We start from the raw sequence: 4,710 nt of genomic DNA on the forward strand, positions 1-4,710 counted from the left end.
TGAAGCAGAAACGAAAGGCCGGGGTTATAGCGGAAGCTAATCCTGAGTAAACAAGGTGGATCAATATTAAACCGTTGGTGGTGACGGTTAGTGGATCACTTTTTACCCGTTGTTGACACAAGTCAAAGCATTAAGGGAATGCATTGACAGAATTAACATCGCAAGGGGGAAGGGTATGCAGGCGTGAGCACGTTTGATAAAAGGTAAGCCAGCACTGTATATGCGCGGCACGTTTGCTGCGCAAGTATCGCTGACTGCTCGATACCAGCTGAGCTTTAAAAGCCAAATATGATTGGATGAAAGCTGGTAGGAGGGTATGGGGATGTGTGAGCGAAAATGAGACCAACTATTTAAGCCTGCTCCGTTTACCGCATCTCAACTGAGTTCTTTCTTCTTTGCGTAGCAGGCTAAATCTTCATTTAGCTGGAGTTAGCATACGCCGCAACCCTGAACGGCATTGAACAATACGTGCAAGAAATCCAGCAAAAGCATAGATTGAAAGGCTCTTGACCTCAAGTTAACTTGAGTTTTTAAGATGGCGACTCTGGAGATAGTCAAAGGATTAGCCTAATGAAAGATATTGATGTAGGTTTTACGCACGTTGCGTTTGTTGTTAGAAATTTGGAAAAAAGTATTGATTTCTATAGCCGTTATGCTGGCATGGAAGTCGTACACAGGCGAGAGCCTGATCTTCCGGAGGTACGTAAAGTCGCGTGGTTAAGTGACCGAACTCGCCCTTTTGCACTTGTCCTTGTCCAGGTTGATGCTGTGACTGACACCCCTCTAGGTAATTTCGGTCACTTGGGAGTAGCTTGTTCAAGCATTGAAGAAATCGACAATAAGGTAGCGATGGCCAGAATGGAAGGCATCTTGCGAAAAGAACCGGTTCAGGCAGGCGAACCGGTAGGTTATTATGTCTTCTTCGCTGATCCTGATGGTAACACACTTGAACTTTCTTATGGTCAGAAAGTCGGGATCGAGGCTTTCCGTCAGGATGATAAAGTGCCTGCATCTCAGTAAATTTCGATAACCGGTTGGATTACATTACGCACTGGTAATGTTTCATGTCGTTTTAGAGCTTGCTGACAAATTTGTTGCTTAGTAACAGCAAGCTCAATAATAGCCTTTACGAATTTTCATTTTATAAATCTCATATCGAAACCACAATTTAGTAGTGAAACTGCACTAAACTCCTCTGAAATCTATTCAACATAACTATTGTGTAGACCACCAAATCTGAGATCTGTCCCAAATCGTTCTTAAAACCGATACCTGCAAGCTTGGAAGCGCTCCATCCTTCTAACACTCTTTAATCGTTGCAAAATCCGTAAGATACGTTTATAAATATACTGTATATGCATACAGGTGTTCATTGCGGAGGGAAAAATGAAAATCGAGTTAGCCATTGATCGCATGAAGAAACTTCCTGATGGAGCTATACCTGCACTAGAGTCAGAACTGCTCAAAAGGCTCAGCAAGCAGTTTGATAATTGTCAGCTAACGATCAAGCGTGCCAGCAATGATGGTCTGAGTGTTTTCGGGGGCGACAAGAAAGAGGTTGAGCAAATCGTGCAGGAGACCTGGGAAAGCGCCGACGAGTGGTTTTATTAATCGCGTGAATTTCACTGGAGCAGTTTCAAAGAGTATCGCTGTTTGCGTTCCCCTGGCTGTTCCCGATTACTGTTTACCGCGTCAATAAGTCGCTCTGGGGGAAATAGTGTGTAGTGCAGATGCCTTTAATGCAGATGATCAATGGTACGACGTGGTCAGAAGGGCCGATAAAGCAGTTATCTATAGCTTCCCGGCTGAGGGCAGATATCTGGTTTATCGAGTAAATGGAATAGTTTCATTACGACCGTTGCTCGAAGAGGAAGAAATATTCACTCTCAACGGGTTTATGCAATTTGCAAAACGACTGGGGTACCGAGTTACACCTCTGTCTGATATTATTCTTTCATAGGCCTGAACAACCTATACCTGATGCGCCACGGAGAGAACCATGGCGCTAGAATTACAACTTATCAAACACCATTCAGGAATACTGATCCCGGCTACGCCCGAGACCAGGGATATCCTGCAATCAAAAACCCGGCTCGGCGATATTCTTGTTGCCGAGTTCAGGCGGGTACGAAACCCGGCATTTCACCGGCGCTTTTTCGCGCTTCTCAATCTCGGTTTTGAATACTGGGAACCAACCGGCGGGGCTATCTCGAGTAACGAGAGGAAGCTGATTACTGGCTACGCCAAGTTCCTGGCTTCGTATGCCGGCAATGAGGGCGCGCTGATCGATGCTGCTGAGCATTATCTTGAGCAGGTTGCATACCGCCGGGTCACAAATGGCATTAGCCTGTGCAAATCCTTTGACGCTTACCGCTCCTGGGTGATCGTCGAAGCAGGGCACTTTGATGCCATTCAGCTGCCTGACGGCACACTCAAAAAGCATCCTCGTAGCATCTCGTTTGCCAACATGGACGAGCTCGAGTTCCAGCAACTCTATAAAGCTGCGCTCGATGTCCTCTGGCGCTGGGTCCTGTCCCGTTCATTCCGCAGTCGCGATGAAGCCGAAAACGTCGCCGCGCAGCTGCTTGGCTTCGCGGGGTGATGGAATGAAGTTTTCCTGGTTCCACCACACCGATTGCAGCACCGAACAGGCCGAAGAACTGGTTAAGCGTTACAAAGCGCGCGGCGTGCGAGTTGAGCGCAGCCTTAATCAGGATTACGTGACCTGGACTGTCAGTGCATTCCTTCCGACCTCAAATACACCAGCGCGCCCGGACAGTCGCTGGCGAAACCGGTTGTGGGGGTGAACGTGAAGACATATCAAATCACTTTGCCCTGGCCGCCGAGCAACAACCAGTATTACCGGCACAACCGCGGGCGTACGCATATTAGTGCTGATGGCGTCGCTTACCGCTATGCGGTCACCAGTGTCATTCGAAGCGCCCGGCTTAATATCCGCACGGCCGCACCACTTAAAATCCGCATTAAATGTTACATGCCAGATCGCCGGCGCCGCGATCTGGATAACCTGCAGAAAGCTGCATTTGACGCTTTAACCAGGGCAGGATTCTGGCTGGATGACTGCCAGGTTGTGGATTATCGCGTTGTGAAAATGCCTGTCGTTAAGGGCGGAAAATTAGAACTCACCATTACCGAGCTGGAGACCGCATGAATCTCGAAAATACACTCAAATATCACTTCGCCAAATCGACGATGATTAGCGACTCTCCTCGTGCTACGGCATCAGATGCATTAACTGGTTCGGATATTATGGCTGCGATGGGCATGACGCAGGAACGGGCCGCCATGGGTTACAGCGCTTTTCTCGGGAAGATGGGTATCAGCAACAATGACCGGGAGAGGGCGATTGAGTTGCTGGCTCAGTATGCGTTGACCAAGTGCGATCGGGTGGCGGCATTAAGGAAGCTTGATGATGAGATTAAACCACTGGTGATGCATCAGCTGGCAGCCTTCGCGTTCGAAGACTATTCCCGCAGCGCCGCCAGCGTGAAGCAGTGTGATGGCTGCAATGGGGAAGGGTTTATAGACGCGGAAGTTTTCAGCATGAAGTCTCACACGCCGGTAAAAGAGAAGAAGTTCGTGAAGATGTCTTTGCACATGTGTGTGGAAAATATTCACCCTTCCGAGTATGAAGTGCGCAGGAAGGTCAGGGAGATAGCGCGAGTTCTCTGCCCTCAGTGTAAGGGTAAGAAGGTAGTTAGTTGTGCCTGTAGAGATTGCCACGGGCGCGGTAAAGCAGTGAATCAGGAGCTCACTGAAAAGCAGGGTGTGCCGGTTCTGGCTGACTGTAAGCGCTGCAGCGGGCGGGGGTATGAACGAATTCCTTCCACTGAGGTTTACGCCGCGGTGTGTCAGATAACGGATGTAATCAGCCTCGATACCTGGAAGAAGTCTGTAAAACCCTTCTACGATCAGCTCATCACGAAGTTTGATATAGAAGAGGCGTGGGCAGAAGCACAGCTCAAGAGGATAACAAAATAGGGTATGAATTTATCGTGAGCTATTTACTTTTCCCGAATCTGTGGTAATTTTGCTCTAACGATGGGTTATTGCCTTCGTTTAAAGCCCTGCGGTTTACCCCGTGGGGCTTTTTGCTTAATAGCGATTTAAGTATTACTAAATTCATCAATATTCATTGCCTCTTATAATCTCTATATCGAACAGGAGGGGGAATGATGAGAGAAGGCTATTACTGGATCCAGTACAATGGCAGCAGGCAGATCGCTTACTACGTGCACGAAAAAATTGACGATTTAGAGTCGGGTGAAACTATCTACGGCGCATGGTATGTGACTCGTGGAGATAATCTCGCCAACAATGGAGAGGTCGAAGTGCTAAGCGAACGTATTGAAGAGCCAAAGCTGTAACAGGAAAAATAAGTGAAGCCTCGTTACTGTGCGAGGCTTTTAGTATCCATGAAAGAAGTAGCGAATCTTCAAACCGATAAACTTTAACACTGGCCAGACATAATGCTGGATTAAATATAGGGCAGGTGGAACAACCAATGTCGCACCAGTTGCGCAGATTGCGTATACCGCCGAGTCCTTAGCGATTAATGAGTAATTTAGGTTTGAATCGCCACGGGTTTAACAGACACCTCAGAGTCATTTAAGATGGCTTAAAGAGAGGTGCCCATGAGCGGTAAGCGTTATCCCGAAGAGTTTAAAATTGAAGCAGTCAAACAGGTTG

Annotated in this window: 7 protein-coding genes; all 7 read left to right on the plus strand. The window is 47.7% G+C overall.

All coding sequences use genetic code 11. The annotated features are described in order from the left end of the window. Positions 1-570: 570 nt before the first annotated feature. The 7 genes from ACTJJI_RS26040 to ACTJJI_RS26070 all read left to right on the plus strand — a co-directional run bounded on the left by ACTJJI_RS26040 (position 571) and on the right by ACTJJI_RS26070 (position 4,388). Positions 571-1,020 (plus strand): VOC family protein, encoded by a 450-nt coding sequence (locus tag ACTJJI_RS26040; RefSeq protein ID WP_014832177.1) that lies wholly within the window; start codon positions 571-573, stop codon positions 1,018-1,020. 366 nt (positions 1,021-1,386) lie between these two features. Beyond that, on the plus strand, positions 1,387-1,611 hold the full coding sequence (locus tag ACTJJI_RS26045; RefSeq protein WP_014832176.1) for a DinI family protein: 225 nt from the start codon (positions 1,387-1,389) through the stop codon (positions 1,609-1,611). A 388-nt stretch (positions 1,612-1,999) separates the two neighbouring features. Further along, positions 2,000-2,602: a DUF1367 family protein gene (locus ACTJJI_RS26050; protein WP_029882067.1), complete on the plus strand. Its 603-nt coding sequence runs from the start codon at positions 2,000-2,002 to the stop codon at positions 2,600-2,602. Positions 2,603-2,606: 4 nt separating this feature from the next. Further along, positions 2,607-2,807 (plus strand): hypothetical protein, encoded by a 201-nt coding sequence (locus tag ACTJJI_RS26055; protein WP_029882066.1) that lies wholly within the window; start codon positions 2,607-2,609, stop codon positions 2,805-2,807. Positions 2,808-2,809: 2 nt separating this feature from the next. After that, the gene (gene rusA, locus ACTJJI_RS26060) at positions 2,810-3,172 is read left to right on the plus strand and encodes a crossover junction endodeoxyribonuclease RusA (protein WP_440656272.1); all 363 of its coding nucleotides are present in this window, start codon (positions 2,810-2,812) and stop codon (positions 3,170-3,172) included. Next, complete coding sequence (locus ACTJJI_RS26065; RefSeq protein ID WP_440656274.1) at positions 3,169-4,002, plus strand: antitermination protein Q; 834 nt, start codon at positions 3,169-3,171, stop codon at positions 4,000-4,002. The genes rusA and ACTJJI_RS26065 overlap by 4 nt, the downstream gene beginning before the upstream one ends. Positions 4,003-4,196: 194 nt before the next feature. Beyond that, positions 4,197-4,388, plus strand: coding sequence for a hypothetical protein (locus ACTJJI_RS26070; protein ID WP_095449211.1), 192 nt, complete (start codon positions 4,197-4,199; stop codon positions 4,386-4,388). The last annotated feature ends 322 nt before the right edge of the window (positions 4,389-4,710 follow it).

Origin of the sequence: Enterobacter sp. 22466 (assembly GCF_052044775.1) — a bacterium.
In the GTDB taxonomy this organism is placed as follows: Bacteria; Pseudomonadota; Gammaproteobacteria; order Enterobacterales; family Enterobacteriaceae; genus Enterobacter; species Enterobacter dissolvens.

Excerpts from the sequence above, each read along its gene's own strand:
- ACTJJI_RS26065 (WP_440656274.1), top strand. The coding sequence starts at position 3,169 with ATGAATCTCGAAAATACACTCAAATATCACTTCGCCAAATCGACGATG.
- ACTJJI_RS26070 (WP_095449211.1), top strand. The coding sequence starts at position 4,197 with ATGAGAGAAGGCTATTACTGGATCCAGTACAATGGCAGCAGGCAGATC.
- ACTJJI_RS26055 (WP_029882066.1), top strand. The coding sequence starts at position 2,607 with ATGAAGTTTTCCTGGTTCCACCACACCGATTGCAGCACCGAACAGGCC.
- ACTJJI_RS26045 (WP_014832176.1), top strand. The coding sequence starts at position 1,387 with ATGAAAATCGAGTTAGCCATTGATCGCATGAAGAAACTTCCTGATGGA.
- ACTJJI_RS26050 (WP_029882067.1), top strand. The coding sequence starts at position 2,000 with ATGGCGCTAGAATTACAACTTATCAAACACCATTCAGGAATACTGATC.
- ACTJJI_RS26040 (WP_014832177.1), top strand. The coding sequence starts at position 571 with ATGAAAGATATTGATGTAGGTTTTACGCACGTTGCGTTTGTTGTTAGA.